This is a genomic window from Ideonella azotifigens, assembly GCF_021043325.1.
GTDB classification, from domain to species: domain Bacteria; phylum Pseudomonadota; class Gammaproteobacteria; order Burkholderiales; family Burkholderiaceae_C; genus Ideonella; species Ideonella azotifigens.
The window spans coordinates 1-15415 of sequence record NZ_JAJNKD010000032.1 but is presented as its reverse complement, the minus strand read 5'-3'; the positions used below and the strand labels follow the sequence as shown (position 1 = coordinate 15415).

The following is a 15415-nucleotide window of genomic DNA, read 5'->3' as shown; positions in this document are numbered from 1 at the left end:
ATGGACAACGACAACCAGTACCTGTACTACCGCAACACCTTCTACTGGGACAAGCACGCCTACCAGCTGGCCGCCGGCGACTACACCCAGGCCAAGGTGCAGCACTGGTACCACGACATGGTGAACTTCAGCTATTCGTCCAGCGCGGCTGCGTCGAGCCTGGATCCGCTGGAAGGCCGGCTGTGGCTGCGTACGCCCAATGACAGCGGCCTCACATCTGGCACCTACAACCAACCTTGGCAGATCGGCCGAGTGCTGGACGACGGCAGCACGCAGCTCACCACCGTGCTGTACAACCAGACGGGCAACATCGCCTCGGTCACCGACCCTGAAGGCCGCTACACGCAGTACAGCTACGGCAATGGCAACGGCATCGACGTGACCCGGGTGCGGATACGCGACAAGAACGGCAACTACTACGTCACCGCTCAGTACACCTACAACAGCCAGCACCTGCCGCTGACTTACACCGACGCAGCGGGACAGGTGACGCAGTACACCTACAACCCGGCCGGGCAACTTCTCACCAAGACCGATGCGCTCGGGCAGGTGTGGAGCATGCAGTACGACGCGCTGGGCCAACTGCAGACCATCACCAATCCAAACGCCAAGACGGCCCTGTCCTATGCCTATGACGGCCAGGGTCACGTGGCAACTGCGACCGATTCCGAAGGCCGGACGGTGAGCTACGCCTACGACGCATTCGACAGGCCCACCACCACCACCTATCCGGATGGCAGCACCGAGCTGCGCACCTACGACAAGCTGGACCTCAGCAGCTACACCGACCGAAGCGGGCGACTCACCAGCTACGTGATTGACGCCAATCGCCGGCTGACCGGCGTGGTCGACGCGCTGCTGCGCACCGTGAGTTACGGCTACTACCGCAACGGCCAACTTCTCTCGATCACCGACCCCAAGGGCAACGTGACAAGTTGGCAACGAGACCTGCAAGGTCGGCCCATTGGCAAGACCTACGCCGATGGCAGTGTCGAAACCCTGGCCTGGGAAACCTACGGCGGGCGACTCAAGTCTCGCACCGACGCAGAAGGCCGCACGCAAACCTTCAGCTACCGCAAAGACAATCAGCTCGCCAGCATCGCGTACAGCGGTGGCTCTGTCAGCACACCGACCGTCAGCTTCAGCTACGACCCGGTGTTCTCGCGGATCAAGTCCATGACCGACGGCACGGGCACCACGCAATACCAGTACGGCGCGGTCGGCACGCTGGGCGCCTTGCAACTGAGCAAGGAGGACGGCCCGTACACCAACGACGATATCGTCTACGGCTACGACAAGCTGGGCCGCATGATCAATCGCACGGTGGCCGGGACGGTGGAGAGCGTGGCCTACGACGCACTGGACCGCGCACTGTCCGGACAGAGCGCGCTGGGCAGCAGCGCTTACACCTACCTGGGCGAAACCGAGCAGCTGCTGACCCTCGCCATCGGCACCAAAGCCAAGACCACGTTCACCTATGACACCAATGTCAACGACCGGCGCCTGAAAGGCCTCGCCCACCTGGGCACACGCGGCTACCAATACACCAGCGACGCGCTGGGCCGCCACGTCGGCATTGCCGACACCACGATCGCCGGGGTCGCGCGCAACTGGACACCCGGTTACGACGCGGAGGACCGAGTGACCGCGCTAACGGCCTCGCCGGGCGACGCCTCCACCTACACCTACGACCCGGCCGACAACCTCACCAGCCTCACGTTGCCAGGCGGTGGCACCTCGGCCGCCACCTTTGGCGTCAACAACCAGCTGCTGAAGCTGGCTGGTGCCAACGTGACCCATGACGGCGGCGGCAACATCACCGACGATGGCAAGCGCACCTACACCTGGGACGGTGCCGGCCGGCTGGCCACCATCCTTTACAAGAACAATGCCGCGCTGAAGACGCAGTTCCGCTACGACGGCCTGGGCCGGCGCGTGGCCATCGTCGAGACCAACGGCAGCACGACGACCGAGACGCGCTACCTGTGGTGCGGCGCGGAGTTGTGCCAGGCACGAGATGCATCGGATGCCGTGACGCGGCTCTACTACGCCGACGGTGAATACCGGCCATCCAACTCGGCCAAAACCTACTACGACCGCGACCAGCTCGGCTCGGTGCGCAACACCACCAACATTGCCAACGGCAACGTGCTGGGCTCGCTGGACTACGACGCCTACGGCAATCTGGCGGCCAGCGGTGGCACGGCCACCAGCACCGACTTCCGCTACGCCGGAATGTTCTATCACCCCACCAGCGGCCTGTACCTCACGCAGTACCGCGCCTACAACCCGGCGGCCGGGCGATGGCTGTCGCGAGATCCCATCGGGGAAACGGGCGGGCTGAATCTTTACGCCTACGCAGGCAACAATCCAGTCAATCAAAGCGACCCGACCGGGCAGTGCCCTTGGTGCGTTGGCGCCGCCATCGGTTTCGGCGTGGACCTGGTGTCGCAGTTGATCGAAAACGGCGGCAACCTCCACTGTGTCAGCCTGGGCCGCCTGGCGGCCTCCACCGCCTTGGGTGCCCTCGGCGGCGGTCTTGGCGGCAAGGGCCTGACGAGTGCCTTGCGCGGCCTTTCCAACGGCACGAAAGGACAGATTGGCGAAGCCCTTTCCGTCGTGAGCAACACGCTGAAGGGAAGCGTCCAGACGGCCGCCCGCAACTCGCAGTCCATTCCAGGTCAGACAACATTCGTCGACAGCACCTGGCGTTCCATCCGGGGCGTTTCCTACTACGTCGAGTCCAAGTTCGGAACGGCAGGACTCACTGCCGCGCAGCGGCGCGCAGCGGCGGCGATGGGCGACGCCTATCACGTGGAGAGATGGACCTATCCATTCTTCGAAAGAGCCGGGGCCGCGGCAGGCGGTGCTGCCGGTGGTGCGGCGGGCGGTGCCGCAGGCCGAGCGGCGGGCGACGACTGCGGGTGCAACAAATGATCCCCGCGTGCCCTCACCGGGTGCCCTTTAGACTCTCGAGGGTCCAAACTGGCCCACTCAAAGGCTGACAGCGCATGGGATTCAACATTTCATGGATTGCCATCATGGGCGCCACGGCCCGGCAAATGACCGAGGACCTGGGGTTCACGCCAACGGGTAAGTTCGCAACGCTGGCCAGCCAACCATTGCAAGGTGCCGAACTGCCAGGCAAGGGGTATTTGGTGGTCGCAAGGGGCGACGAACACGCCATCCTCTCGCCGGGTTTTCTCGCGGCCCATTCGGAGAAACATGACATCGTGGCCTGCGCCGTGGAAGAACACGTCATGCACTGCCAAGCCGCCTGCTGGCGCGCCGGCAAGATGGCATGGAGCGCCGAGCATGACGGACAAGAATCCCGGCGGCACCTGGTGACCCAAGGAAGCCTGCCGGCATCGTTTGACGAAATCCTCCAGGCCGCGAAGCGTTTGCAGGATGTGGAGGACTCGGCTGCGCAGGAGGTCGACTTCTTCTTCGAGGTGCCACTCCAGCTGGCCCAAAGCATTGCCGGTTTCAAGCACGACGAAGAAACACCGGGCCTTGCAGGCAACGGATTTGAAACACTCGCCTCGACTCGCGGTCAAGGACCCGGCCGCCAAAGCAGATGGTGGGAGTTCTGGCGGTAGGTTGTCCCGAATCAAAAGGTGGTCACCCTTCGGCCGACCTCTTCGTTCTGCCGCTGAGGCGCGGCGACATGGGCACAAAACGCAATGCTTCAGCACGGCTTCCTCGACGGCATGGAAACCATCGCCACGCTCAGCACCACCGCGGTCCAGTCCAGTGACGTGCAGGCCAACGTTCAGGCGCTGGCAGCCTACGCTGCGGCGCACCCAGAGCTAAGCTGCGTGATCTTCGGCACGGGGGCGCAAACGGCGCAGTGCTACCGCGATCTGGCCGCGCTGCCGGGGGTGACGCTGCTGTTCAGCGAATCGGTGACGCGTGGCGCGCTGCGGCTGCTGTCCTGGCTGGTGCCCAGCCATTGCGGGCTGCTGCAACTCGACGAAGTGCGGCTGGCCTGGCCATTGTTCGACAAGCTGATGGACGCTTCGATGGCCGGGCTTTACCTCTTCGAGCGTGCGCTGCTGCCCGAAGTGATTGCCCAGGCCCGCGCCGCCAGCAGCACGCTGCACTATGGCCTGGGCCTGCAGCAGCAGCCGGCCCATGTGGCCTACCTGGTGGACGGCGACAACGAGGAAGTGGCTTCCGGCATCGTGCAGATCGTCTCGGTGGGCACGGCCATCACCGGGCTGCAGCTGCTGCACGGCACGCCGGCCTGAGCCTGGGCGGGGCCGGGTGGGGCCGGTTGGGGCAACAAGGCCCATGCATAATCAGATTCATCAAGTGACGCGCGCAAATCGCCCCGCCGTGAAAACCCTGCAGACCCCGGGTCTCCGCCCGCTCGCGCGCGGCGGCGCCGCCGAACAAATCCTGGACGATCTGCGCGAACGCATCCTCAGCCGTGAATTTTCGCGTGGCGACAAGCTGCCCACCGAGCGTGAAATGGCGGCCTCCTACCAGGTGAGCGGCGCCACGGTGCGTGAAGCCATCCGGGCGCTGGCGACCATCCACATGGTGGAAGTGCGGCACGGCAGCGGGGCCTACGTGACGGCCGACGCCGGACAACTCATTGCCCAGTCCCTGGACTCGATGATCAAGCTGGAGAAGATCGGCACGCAGGATGTGCTGGGCGTGCTGTCGGCGCTGAATGCACATGCCGCAGAACTGGCCGCCGTGCGTGGCACCGAGGCACAGATCACGAACATGCAGGATGCCCTGACCCAGATCGAGCAAGGCAGCACCTGCGAGGATTTTGAAGTCGGCCTGAAGCGTTTCCTGGACGGCCTGGCCGATGCTTCCCACAACGCCTTGCTGATCGCGACCTGCAAGTTCCTCTCCGGCCTGCAGATCGACATGACCCGCCAGCTGGCCGGCGGCTCGGTCAAGCGCTGGCGCCAGGCCACCGGCCTGTTGGCCGCCGACAGGCGCAAGCTCGTGACGGCCATCGCCCGCCATGACGCCAACAAGGCCCGCACGCTGACCCTCGAATGCCACCGCCGCGCGGAAGAGGCCGTCAACGAGCTGAGCTGAGAAGCGCCCGGCGCTCAGTGCGCCAGCTTCATCAGGTCCACGACCTTGTGCACGCCGGGCGTGGCCCATGCGGTGCCCAAGGCCGTTTCGCGTTCGGCCCAGTTCCGGATCGTTCCGGTCAGCGTGATCTCGGCGTTCTGCACGGCGACGGCAATCTTCCCGGCATCCAGGATGGCCACACGGTTGAGCGCGGCTTCGATGTCCGACTTGATGACCGTGACCACCACCGAAGGCTGGATGCCGATCTCGTCGCTGAGGCCCAGCACGCCCATCAAGCGGCGAACGCTTTGTGTGGCCTGCTGCTTCTGGTAGTGCCAGTCCACCAGGCCGGAAAGCGTGACATGGCCGCCTTCGACCCTCACCTGCAGGGCACCGGCGGGCAGCTCGGCGGTCCATGCCAGCACGTGCTGCACAGCGCCGGCGATGTCAGCATCGGTGCGCTTGCTGAAGCCAGGGAGCTGCACCTTCAAGCGGGTGGCCAGGGCATTGACGCCAGACACTCGCTGGGCCGTGCGTTCCGCGGTCCATTTCTCGGCGTATGAATCGACCCGCCCGGCCAGCGTGACGATGCCGTCCTTCACTTCGACCCCGATGCGCGCAGCGTGCACCGAGGGTTCCCATCCGAGTTCAGCGCTGACGTCCTGCTGCAGTTGGCGGTCGGTCTTCATGGTGGTGGTTCCTGGCTGCGAAGTGGAGACCTGAGGGTTCAGTAGACCAGGCTCATCTTGTCGATGACCTTGCGAACGCCGGGGCTGCCCCAGGCGGAGCGGGTCGCCGAATCACGCTCGGCCCAGCTGTGCACCGCCCCTGTGAGGGTCACGCTGGTACCGTGGACTTCGACGCCAATGGCCTTCGCATCGGCGGCGGCGCTGCGGCGAAGGGTGGCCTCGATCTCCGCCTTGACGACCGTGGCCGAGGGCGAGGGCTTGATGCCGATCTGGTTGCTCACCCCCGTGAGGCCGGGCAGGCTGCGCAGACTTTCCGCGGCATCCTCGCGCTGGAATTGCCACTCCACCTCGCCAGACAGCGTCAGCCAACCCTGCTCGACCAGCACCTTCACGGCGTCCTCGGGCAGGGAACCGGTCCAGCTCAGGATGTTCCGGGCCGACTGCGCGATGTCGACATCGGTGCGCTTGTCGAGCGCGCCCAGCTTGACCTCCAGCTCGACGGCCAGCCCCCGGATGCCGTTGACACGCTGCGCGGCGCGCTCCGCATTCCACTTCTCCACATGGCTGCTGACCTCGCCGGCCAGGGTGACCACGCCGTCCTCCACCTCGACGCCGATCTGCGTCGCATGCACCGCGGGCTCCCACCTGAGCTCGGCCATCACGTCCTGCTGCAGCTGCGAATCGGTCTTCATGACGAGCCTTCCGGTGGGTTGAAAGACACGTAGCCTCTGCCCTCTTGGCGCCCAGGTCTGTGCGACAACCCACGCGGCGGCACACCGGACTGCCGGATCCGGCGCAAGCACCCGCCGCCGTCAAAGCCCGGTGCTGGCTCGCCACACGCCTTCGGAGCAGTCGGCGCAGTACGGTGAGTCTGGATTCACCGCCGGATTGAACCGGTTGTAGAACACCACGGGACCGCCGCCGGTGATGAACACCTCTGGATCCATGCGGATGCGCAGGGCGCTGTCATCGGAGACCTTCCACAGCCGCGGCGAAGCGGTGGGGGCGATTGCGGCGACGTAGATGGCCGACGGGTAGTCGTTTGGCACGCTCTTGATCGCCAACACCACATAGGAGTTGCCGTTGTAGGTGAACGGCTCCGGCGAAGCCACGGTGCCGCCCTCCGGCAGCATCACGCTGCCAATCGGTGACCACGGGCTGTCGCCCAGGCCGTCTCCGTCCGCCTGCTGGAAGAACCGCAGCTCGTTGCCGTTGACCGTGCTCATCAGCGTCAGCTTGTTGCCGTACTCCGGCGCCCGCCAGACCCAGGGCACGGTGCGCTCGTCCTTGGCGCCATCGTCGTTGGTGATCTGCACCAGCCTGCCGCTGTCCAGGTGCTCGAGGAAGACCTGGTTGATGCCGTTCACAGCCTGCGCATAGACCAGCCCGGCATAACCCTTGGTGAAGCGCACCGAAACCGGCTTGGGCGTGCGCGCCATGCCCTGGACCTTGGCCTCGGAGGCTGCCTGGTAGACGTAGCGCCAGTAGTGGTTGTTCTTGGCGTCCACGTAGCTGATGCGCGGATTCGGGTCGCCATCGTCGTCGCTCGCATACGGTGCGTTGCGGCCGGCGTCCGGTCCAAGCAGGGTCGGTGTGCCCCAGGTGCTGCCATCGGCGCTGCCTTCCACCATGGCCAGGCGGGCGGTCGAAGCCTTCGAGACGCCTCCTGCGAACTTGGTGTAGACCACATGGTCGCCGGTGGCGGTGGAGATCCACTCCGGCCCATTGGTGGTGATGTTCATCTCCTGGGGCGTGATGGCATCCGAATCCAGCATGCGGTAGGTCGGCTTCAGGAAGTTTCCGGTCACCGGGTCAATCGTGCCCACCCACAAGTGCCCCTTGTAGTCGCACCAGGTGAACATGTTGCGTGAGGCACTGAATTCGAGATCGATCAGATCGGTGCGCGCAGAGGCTTGGGCCTCGTTCGGCGCGAAGCCCGGCTTGAGCTGCGCCCATCCTGCAGCCGGTGCCAGCAGTCCTCCCAGCATCAAGGAAATCAGCAGGGCCCGGTGCCCGGCGAACGGGCTGGCGGGGTGGCGGCGCTCGGCTTTCGACATGGCAATCCCTCTGCATGAATGGTTCTGGGCCGCTGGGTGCGGCCGAACATTCAAGCAGGAAACTTGCCAGTGGTTTCATATGCGAAAGCCGTTGGAAAGGCATGCCAAGCACCCGCTGCCAGCGCCCCAACGCGGCAAAGGCGGCTCCAGGAAAGAGCCTTGTATTGATCACTACACATATGTAGCATCAACTACATGAATCCTTCTCCCGCCGGGGCCTGGCTGCTGCTGGTCCTCTCGCTGCCCACGCAAAGCGCCACCGCCCGGATGCGGATCTGGCGCGCGCTCAAGGCCCAGGGCTGCGCCGCCTTGCGTGACGGCGTCTACCTGCTGCCGCGCCGAGCCGGGCACGAGGCCGCGCTGCGGGAGCTCGCCGAGGCCTGTCTTCGCGAAGGCGGCAGCGCCTGGACCATGGAAGCCAGCCCCACCGGGGCCGACGAAGCGCTGGCCTTTCCGGCCTTGTTCGACCGCTCCGAGGACTACGCAGCGCTCATCGCGGCCTGGAAGAAGGCAGCAGCCACGCTGCCTGGCCTCGCGCCCTCAGAACTGGCGCGGCTGCAAAGAAAGCTGCACCGCGACTTCCACGCGCTGCGCGCCATCGACTTCTTCCCTGGCGACGCCAGCCTGGAAGCAGACGCCGCTTGGACGGATTTCAGCCGCCGCGTGGAGCGGCTGTTGTCACCGAACGAGCCGCAGGAAGTCGAAGGCCAGGTGCCTCGCTTGCGCGCCGACGCCTACCAGGGGCGCCTCTGGGCGACTCGGCGGCGCTTGTGGGTCGACCGCGTTGCCAGCGCGTGGCTGATCCGCCGCTTCATCGACCCTCAGGCGCGTTTCCTGTGGCTGCAGCAACCGGCGGACTGCCCTGCCGACGCGCTGGGCTTCGACTTCGATGGTGCGAGCTTCTCGCACGTCGACCACTTCGTGACCTTCGAGACGCTGATGCTCAGCTTCGGCCTCGAAGGCGACGCGGCGCTCGGCCGCCTGGCCGCGATGGTCCACCAGCTCGACGTGGGCGGCGAGCCGGTGCCCGAGGCGCTGGGCTTCGAGGCCGTGCTGTCGGGCGCTCGCGAGCGCCTCGGCGACGACGACGACGCGCTGCTGGCCGAGATGGCCACTGTGCTCGATTCCCTCCACGCCTACTTTCAGCGCGACCCCACCAAGAACAGGACCTGAGGAGAAGGAGAACCCCATGAGCGACCCGACAAGCCCACCGATCGACCTGCCCGCGCAGCCCTCCTACACGCTCTGGCAGCTTGTGGCCTACATGCTGGGCCTGGGCACCTGGGGCTTCGGCGGCCCGGTGGCCCTGGTCGGCTACATGTACCGCGACCTGGTGGAGAAACGCCGCTGGTTCACCGAGGCCGACTACAAGGAAGGCATGGCCATCGCCCAGCTGATGCCCGGACCGCTGGCGGCCCAGCTGGCGATCTACCTGGGCTACGCCCACTACCGCCTGACCGGTGCAACCCTGGTCGGGCTGGCCTTTGTGCTGCCGTCCTTCGTGATGGTGGTGGCTCTGGGCACCGCCTATGTCTCGTTCGGCGGCATCGGCTGGATGCAGGCTGTTTTCTACGGTGTCGGCGCGGCGGTGATCGGCATCATCGCGATGAGCGCCTACAAGCTCACGACCAAGAACATCGGCAAGGACAAGCTGCTGTGGGCCATCTTCGCGGTCAGCCTGGCGGTCACGGTCATCACCCAGTCCGAAGTGATCTGGCTGTTCCTCGGCGCGGGCGTGCTGGTCTGGTTCTGGCGTGTGCCGCCGGCCTGGCTCAAGCGCGGCAGCGTCAACGGTGTTGCCGCGCCGCTGGTGGCGATGTTCGCGCTGGACACGGTGGACACCGCCAAGCTGGCCAAGATCGGCGCCTACTTCGCCTATGCCGGCAGCTTCGTGTTCGGCAGCGGCCTGGCCATCGTGCCCTTCCTGTACAGCGGCGTGGTCAAGGAATACGGCTGGCTGACCGACCGGCAATTCGTCGACGCGGTGGCCGTGGCCATGATCACCCCCGGCCCCGTCGTGATCACCACTGGCTTCATCGGCTACCTGGTGGCCGGCTTCTGGGGCGCGGTGGTGGCCGCCGTGGCCACCTTCCTGCCCTGCTACCTGCTGACGGTGCTGCCGGCGCCGTACTTCAAGAAGTACGGCAAGCGGCCCGCCATCGTGGCCTTTGTCGATGGCGTCACGGCCGCGGCCATCGGGGCCATTGCCGGCGCCGTGATCGTCATCGGCCAGCGCTCCATCACCGACTGGGTGACCGCCGTGCTGGCGCTGGTCACGGCCCTGGTGCTGTGGCGCTTCAAGAAGGTCACCGAGCCGGTCATCGTCGTCTCGGCTGCGCTGATCGGCCTGGTGGTGCATCCGCTGATGGTTCATTCAGGCGCCTGAATGCCACAACCCGAGCGACAGCATCCATTCGCGTCACCATCCCGGGGGCTGCCGTGAACATCCAGACTCGTCCCCTGCTGCGCAAAGACTTGCCAACGCAGGACAAAGGAGCCGGCTCATGAAATGGGTCACCCGCGAACGCCCGAAGATCGACCGCATCGCCTGCCCGTGGCTGATCGCCCGCTTCATCGACAAGGCGCCCGAATTCCTCTACGTGCCGGCAAGTCAGGTGCTGGAAGTCGCCCGGCAAACCGGCGCGGTGCCTTATGACATTCCCGGCGTGGAGATGACCCACGTGGGCGAGCTCTGCAGCTTCGATGCCTTCCTTGCGAAGTACCAGTTGCAGCAACCCGCGCTCGCCCAGCTGGCCACCATCGTGCGGGGCGCCGACACCTCGCGCCTGGACCTGGCGCCGCAATCGGCCGGCCTATACGCCATCTCGCTGGGCCTGTCCAAGACCTTTGCCGATGACCACGAGATGCTGCGGCACGGCCTGGTGATGTACGACGCACTCTATGCCTGGTGCGTGTCGTGCCAGGCCGAAACCCACCACTGGCCGCCGCAGGAAGGGCCTGCCTCGGCGTCCTGATCGCAGCAAGCCGCCAAGCGCCGTCTGCAAATGCGGCGTGGCCGGTTTCGCAAGCATGCAACCAGGCTTGGCCAAAGTTGCCGCCTGCAGGCGAGACTTCACCAGCGCCTTGCGCGACGTGAGCACGGTTTGAATCGCTTCGCAGCCCCGACCAGGCGACGGTGCTATCGTTTGCGCCATGAAAACCAAGCTCTGTCAAACTGCTCGCGTCGTGCTGATGGCAGGTGCGGCAATCGCCGTCGCCGCGCCGGTTCATGCGGGCATCGGGTCGCTTTCCAGTGCCGCGCAGCAGGCCGCGTCCAGCGCGCCCGCTCGCCAGCGCACCTGGACGCTTGGCGACTATTCCGAGGTGCGGCTCGTGTCCATCGAGGCTGGCGCAGCACCCAACCAGCACCCGACCCGGGTGCCCGCCGATCTGCTGCTGGCGCAGCTGAGGGCGATCCGTTCGCAGACCGCCAACGCCGACGCGCCCCTGTTCAGCAACGGCGAGCTCAAGGACCTTGCCGAATCGCTTTCGAAGGCGCTCGCGATTGCGGCCCCCTCCGACGATGTCGTCTTCGTCTCGTCGGCTCGGCGGGACGATGGCAGCTTCTTCGTCCCCAGCGCGGTGACCGCCCGCTTGTTCGTCCAGGGCGGCGCCTTGCAATTGATCGTGCACGACGCACGGTTCGATTTCTTCGACCGTGCCCGCGGCACGCACACCCGGCCTGACTTCGAATTCGGCGCCCGCGCGAAGGCCGGAAACGCCGTGCTGCAAAGCGCTTCCGCGGCAAGCAAGCGCTCCGACTGGCTGGAAGTGCCGCTGGTGATGCCAAGCGCTGCGGCACCCGCCGCAGCGGTGCCGATGCCCTCGCCTGCCGCGGCCGCGACGCTCCCTGCGCCGCGCGCACGCGAGGCCGTCTCGGCCGACGAGATCGAGCAGCGCCTGCTGACCCTGAAGCGGCTGCGCGAGCGCGGCCTGATCAGCGAAGAGGAATACCAGCAAAAGCGCAAGGAAATCCTGGCGCTGCTGTAGCCCGTGCGACAAGCGGCGCCTGATCGCGGGCGCGCCTGGCCCGCGAGGGCGGCCGAGAACCGGCCCGGCAAGACCTTGGGTTCAAAGCTCGGACTTCAGGCTCTCGAAGGTTTCACGCAGCAGCTTGGCCATCGGCTTTCTGGGACTGGGCTGCTCGTGCCAGGTCTGTGCCGTCAGCCGCATCGCCCCCATCGACACCATGGCCACCATGCGCAGCGCGGTGCGACGCTCTGGCTGGCGCCAGACTTCGCAAAGCTGCGAAAAAAGCACCTGTTCCTGCTCCGCGTAAAAGGCCTGCTTGCGCGACTGGAGCGTGGCGCTTGACCGCATCAGCGTGTCGATGGCCACCATCTCTTCGGTGCTGTAGCGCGCCATGTGCTTCACGAAGATGTCCCGCACGGCATCCAGTGGCGGCACGTCCGGCGAAGTCTTCAACAAGTCGGCGTAGATGGCTCGCCAATGGACGTCCTGCGAGAACAGCAGGATGTCGTCCTTGGACTTGAAGTACGAGAAGAAGGTGCGCCGGGAAATGCCCGATTCGGCGGCGATGACGTCCAGCGTCGTGCCTTCGAAGCCGTTGGCGAGGAACAGGCGCAGGGCGGTTTCGGCGATTCGGTCGCGCGTCTCGCGTCGCTTGCGCTCTCGCAGGCCTTCGGTGGACGCGCCAGGCGCCAGGTGGGACGTTTCCGACATGGAAGGGCTCTTGTGTATTTGCACCAAGTGCGGTACAAACTGCACTTAGTGCAGTTATTTCTGCATCCAAGATACCATACACGAGGACACATGGCGCCCTGGACCGCATCTGACATCCCCCCGCAAACAGGCCGCGCCGCGGTCGTCACCGGCACTGGAGGCCTGGGCTTCCACGACGCATTGGCGCTCGCCCGGGCTGGTGCGCGGGTCATCATTGCCGGGCGCAATCCTCAAAAGGGCGCCGCTGCAGTCGAAGCGATACGGCGCAGCGTGCCGGCGGCCGAGGTGAGCTTCGAGCCCGTGGACCTCGCCAGCCTTGAGACCATCAAGGCGTTCGCTGCGAGGCTGCGCACCACTCAGGGCAGCCTGGACCTGCTCATCAACAATGCCGCCGTCATGGCGCCGCCACGGCGCGAGCTGACGGTCGACGGCTTTGAGCTGCAGCTCGGCACCAACCACCTCGGCCACTTCGCGCTGACCGCACACCTGCTTCCCCTGCTGCGAAAGGGCAGCCAGCCACGTGTCGTCAGCCTGTCCAGCGTCGCAGCCCGAGCGGGCGCCTTGCATTTCGACGACCTGCAATCCGAGCGCGGCTACAAGCCCATGGTGGCCTACGGCCAATCCAAGCTGGCCTGCCTGATGTTCGCGTTCGAGCTTCAGCGCCAGAGCGACGCCAACGGCTGGGGCCTGCAAAGTGTCGCCGCGCATCCGGGCATCGCGCGCACGGACCTGCTGCCCAACGGCGCCGGCGCTGCCAGCCCTCAAGCCATGATTCGCCGCTTCTTGTGGTTCCTGTTTCAGCCTGCCGCGCAAGGGGCCCTGCCCACGCTCTACGCTGCAACCGCGCCCCAGGCCAAAGGCGGCGGCTACTACGGCCCCGACAGGCTCAGCGAGACACGGGGCCACCCCGCTGCAGCCCGAATGCCACTCCAGGCACTCGACGAGAAGGATGCGGCGCGCCTGTGGGTTGAATCGGCCAGGCTCACCGGAGCCGGCTTTTGATTACCGGCACCGGCGCGCCGGCGGACCCGCGGCGGCGAAGGCTTTGCGCCCTGTTGGCCACAACAGCTCTTCCGTTGCCGGCGTTGGTGCGGGCGCAGCCTGCCGTGCCGCCGTACCGGGTGCACGACTTCGACTGGGTCGACGCGCAACGTTCACGTCCCGTGCCTTCACGCCTGTACTGGCCAGCCGATCTGTCGCCCACGACCAGGGTGCCACTGGTCGTGTTCTCCCACGGCATCGGCGGCTCGCGGCAGGGGTACAGCTACCTTGGCAAGCATTGGTCATCCCGGGGCGTGGCAAGCCTGCACGTGCAGCATGTTGGCAGCGACGCCGCGCTTTGGCGCGGCAACCCGTTCGGCGTGGTGGGCCGGTTGCAGGCGGCGGCACAGGAAAGCGAGGCGATGGCCCGGGCCGCCGACATGCGCTTTGCGCTGGACCGCATGCTTTCCGATGAAACCGGTGCGCTTGGTGCCGCCGTGGACCCTCGTCGCCTTGTCGCGGCCGGCCACTCATACGGCGCGAACACCACGCTGCTGATCGCAGGGGCACAGGTGGTCCGGCAGGGCCGCACGGTCGACTGCCACGATCCCCGCTTCTCGGCCGCCATCGTCATCTCTGCACCGCCGTTCTACGGCGAAGCCGACTTGGCAACAGTGCTCGCCCATGTGTCGATGCCGACGGTCCATGTGACGGCCACCGACGACGTGATCGAGATTCCCGGCTACCGCTCGGGCCTGGTCGATCGGCTGGCCGTGTTCGACGCCATCGCCGACCCTCGCAAGCTGCTCGCAGTCTTCCAAGGCGGCTCGCACAGCGTCTTCACCGACCGTTCCCTCACGGGCGGCGCGGCGTTGAATCCGAAGGTGAAGGCAGCGACCGCCGAGCTCTCTCTGGCGTTCCTGGACCTGACTTTCCGCGGCAGTGACGCTGCGCTCAGGCGATGGCAGGCCGACTGGCAGCCCATCCTGGCCAAGGCCCCCGGCGCTGCTTTCCCGGCACGCGCCGATGGGAGAACAGCTGTCTCTGACATCGCATGGCAATGAGTGTTGGCGCCGATCCAAATTTGAGCCACCGGGGGTGCGGACGATTTCTTGGACTACCTGGAGGTAGTTCATGTACTCATACGAAGATCGGCTTCGCGCCATACGGCTCTACATCAAGCTGGGCAAGCGCGTCGGCTTGACGATTCGCCAGCTCGGCTACCCGACCGAGAACGCCTTGAAGGACTGGTATCGCGAGTACGAGAAGCGCGGCGACTTGTCCGCCGGTTATACGCGCCAGCCGATGTACTCCCAAGCGCAGAAGGATCGTGCCGTCGAGCACTATCTCGAGCACGGTCGCTGCATCGTGGCGACGATCAAAGCGCTGGGCTATCCCTCGCGGGATCTGTTGTCTGCGTGGATCGAACAGGCCCATCCGCAGGGGCGTGCCCGCGCCACTGGTCGAGTCGCTGAACTGGCGCCGGAAGCCAAGCAGTCCGCTGTCATCGCCTTGTGCATGCGCCCGGCAAGCGCGCAAGCGGTGGCCGACGATGTGGGCGTGTCCCGAGGCTCGCTGTACAAGTGGAAGAATCAGTTGCTCGGCCACGACGCACCCGTACCCATGAAGCGCCAGCAAGATGCCCCGTCAAACTCTGATCGAGCCGAACTGGAACAACAGGTCGAGGCCCTGCGGCGCGACATCAGGCGTCTGCAGCTCGAGAAGGACCTGCTGAAGAAGGCGAATGAACTGCTAAAAAAAAGAACTGGGCATCGACCGACAGCAGCTGACGAACCGGGAGAAGACACAGCTGGTTGATGCCCTCAGAGCGACCTATACCCTGGCGGAGCTGCTCAGCGAACTGGACCTGCCGCGCAGTTCCTACTTCGTCGGCCCTGCAAAATCCATTTCAAGCGCAGCGACAGCAGTCATTTGATTCCTTGAGCCGCAGCGGTCACGTTGCAG

General features: G+C 65.8%; 14 protein-coding genes and 1 pseudogene. 11 read left to right on the top strand and 4 right to left on the bottom strand.

Annotation, left to right across the window (positions count from 1 at the left end):
- From LRH25_RS32215 to LRH25_RS32200, 4 genes are all read left to right on the top strand, one after another.
- On the top strand, positions 1 to 2937 hold a 2937-nt coding region (locus tag LRH25_RS32215; protein WP_170200783.1), incomplete at its 5' end, for an RHS repeat-associated core domain-containing protein.
- Between the two features lie 74 nt (positions 2938 to 3011).
- Positions 3012 to 3599, top strand: coding sequence for a hypothetical protein (locus tag LRH25_RS32210; protein WP_141286313.1), 588 nt, complete (start codon positions 3012 to 3014; stop codon positions 3597 to 3599).
- Positions 3600 to 3683: 84 nt separating this feature from the next.
- Positions 3684 to 4250 (top strand): hypothetical protein, encoded by a 567-nt coding sequence (locus tag LRH25_RS32205; protein ID WP_170200784.1) that lies wholly within the window; start codon positions 3684 to 3686, stop codon positions 4248 to 4250.
- 88 nt (positions 4251 to 4338) lie between these two features.
- Positions 4339 to 5061 (top strand): FadR/GntR family transcriptional regulator, encoded by a 723-nt coding sequence (locus LRH25_RS32200; RefSeq protein WP_170200785.1) that lies wholly within the window; start codon positions 4339 to 4341, stop codon positions 5059 to 5061.
- A gap of 14 nt (positions 5062 to 5075) precedes the next feature.
- Here LRH25_RS32200 and LRH25_RS32195 read toward each other — a convergent pair whose 3' ends face one another.
- From LRH25_RS32195 to LRH25_RS32185, 3 genes are all read right to left on the bottom strand, one after another.
- On the bottom strand, positions 5076 to 5729 hold the full coding sequence (locus tag LRH25_RS32195) for a BON domain-containing protein (protein WP_141286317.1): 654 nt from the start codon (positions 5727 to 5729) through the stop codon (positions 5076 to 5078).
- Positions 5730 to 5767: 38 nt separating this feature from the next.
- Positions 5768 to 6421: a BON domain-containing protein gene (locus tag LRH25_RS32190; protein ID WP_141286319.1), complete on the bottom strand. Its 654-nt coding sequence runs from the start codon at positions 6419 to 6421 to the stop codon at positions 5768 to 5770.
- Positions 6422 to 6541: 120 nt separating this feature from the next.
- Positions 6542 to 7786, bottom strand: a complete 1245-nt coding sequence (locus LRH25_RS32185) for a hypothetical protein (protein ID WP_141286321.1) — start codon at positions 7784 to 7786, stop codon at positions 6542 to 6544.
- Between the two features lie 195 nt (positions 7787 to 7981).
- On the opposite strand from LRH25_RS32185, the gene LRH25_RS32180 reads away from it, so the two are divergent.
- The 4 genes from LRH25_RS32180 to LRH25_RS32165 all read left to right on the top strand — a co-directional run bounded on the left by LRH25_RS32180 (position 7982) and on the right by LRH25_RS32165 (position 11776).
- Positions 7982 to 8959 (top strand): chromate resistance protein ChrB domain-containing protein, encoded by a 978-nt coding sequence (locus tag LRH25_RS32180; protein WP_141286323.1) that lies wholly within the window; start codon positions 7982 to 7984, stop codon positions 8957 to 8959.
- 16 nt (positions 8960 to 8975) lie between these two features.
- On the top strand, positions 8976 to 10172 hold the full coding sequence (locus LRH25_RS32175; protein ID WP_141286325.1) for a chromate transporter: 1197 nt from the start codon (positions 8976 to 8978) through the stop codon (positions 10170 to 10172).
- A 118-nt stretch (positions 10173 to 10290) separates the two neighbouring features.
- Complete coding sequence (locus LRH25_RS32170) at positions 10291 to 10761, top strand: chromate resistance protein ChrB domain-containing protein (RefSeq protein ID WP_141286327.1); 471 nt, start codon at positions 10291 to 10293, stop codon at positions 10759 to 10761.
- Positions 10762 to 10939: 178 nt separating this feature from the next.
- On the top strand, positions 10940 to 11776 hold the full coding sequence (locus LRH25_RS32165; protein WP_211361317.1) for an SHOCT domain-containing protein: 837 nt from the start codon (positions 10940 to 10942) through the stop codon (positions 11774 to 11776).
- Positions 11777 to 11857: 81 nt separating this feature from the next.
- Here the strand turns inward: LRH25_RS32165 and LRH25_RS32160 are convergent, their stop codons facing one another.
- Entirely contained in the window at positions 11858 to 12469 is a 612-nt protein-coding gene (locus LRH25_RS32160; protein ID WP_141286328.1) for a TetR/AcrR family transcriptional regulator, read from the bottom strand.
- Between the two features lie 12 nt (positions 12470 to 12481).
- Here LRH25_RS32160 and LRH25_RS32155 point away from each other — a divergent pair, with 12 nt between their 5' ends.
- From LRH25_RS32155 to LRH25_RS32145, 3 genes and pseudogenes are all read left to right on the top strand, one after another.
- Positions 12482 to 13471, top strand: coding sequence for an SDR family oxidoreductase (locus LRH25_RS32155; RefSeq protein ID WP_231013245.1), 990 nt, complete (start codon positions 12482 to 12484; stop codon positions 13469 to 13471).
- Positions 13468 to 14514: an alpha/beta hydrolase family protein gene (locus tag LRH25_RS32150; RefSeq protein WP_141286330.1), complete on the top strand. Its 1047-nt coding sequence runs from the start codon at positions 13468 to 13470 to the stop codon at positions 14512 to 14514. Before LRH25_RS32155 ends, LRH25_RS32150 begins: the two co-directional genes overlap by 4 nt.
- Positions 14515 to 14584: 70 nt before the next feature.
- Positions 14585 to 15338, top strand: a pseudogene (locus LRH25_RS32145) (IS3 family transposase); the annotation flags it as partial.
- Positions 15339 to 15415 lie beyond the last annotated feature (77 nt).